The sequence below is a fragment of the Pseudomonas juntendi genome (assembly GCF_009932375.1).
Lineage (GTDB): Bacteria > Pseudomonadota > Gammaproteobacteria > Pseudomonadales > Pseudomonadaceae > Aquipseudomonas > Aquipseudomonas juntendi.
Genome location: NZ_BLJG01000607.1, coordinates 1 through 332, shown reverse-complemented (window position 1 = coordinate 332; position 332 = coordinate 1). Strand labels below are relative to the sequence as shown.

The following is a 332-nucleotide window of genomic DNA, read 5'->3' as shown; positions in this document are numbered from 1 at the left end:
ATGCGCTGGGTAGCACCGAGGGCTATAACGCGACCCACAGCCAAGTGGCGACCAAGACCAGCATGCCGCTTGTGGAAACATCGCAATCGGTGTCTGTGGTGACCCGCCAGCAGATCGACGACCAAGGGTCACAGACCGTCGCCCAGGCCATGCGCTATACACCCGGGGTGCTAACCAACCCCTACGGTGCCACGCACCGCTATGACTATGTGGCGATGCGCGGCTTCAATGACGGCTCGGTAGACAACATCTACGTCGACGGGCTCAAATCCATGGGCGACAACGGCACCTACAGCACCATGCAGGTGGACCCGTATTTCCTGGAGCGCATC

1 protein-coding gene is annotated in these 332 nt (G+C 60.5%); it reads left to right on the top strand.

The genetic code is table 11. The features are described from left to right. A partial coding sequence (locus tag GYA94_RS27475; protein ID WP_161893530.1) for a TonB-dependent receptor plug domain-containing protein occupies positions 1 to 332 on the top strand: 332 nt, incomplete at both ends.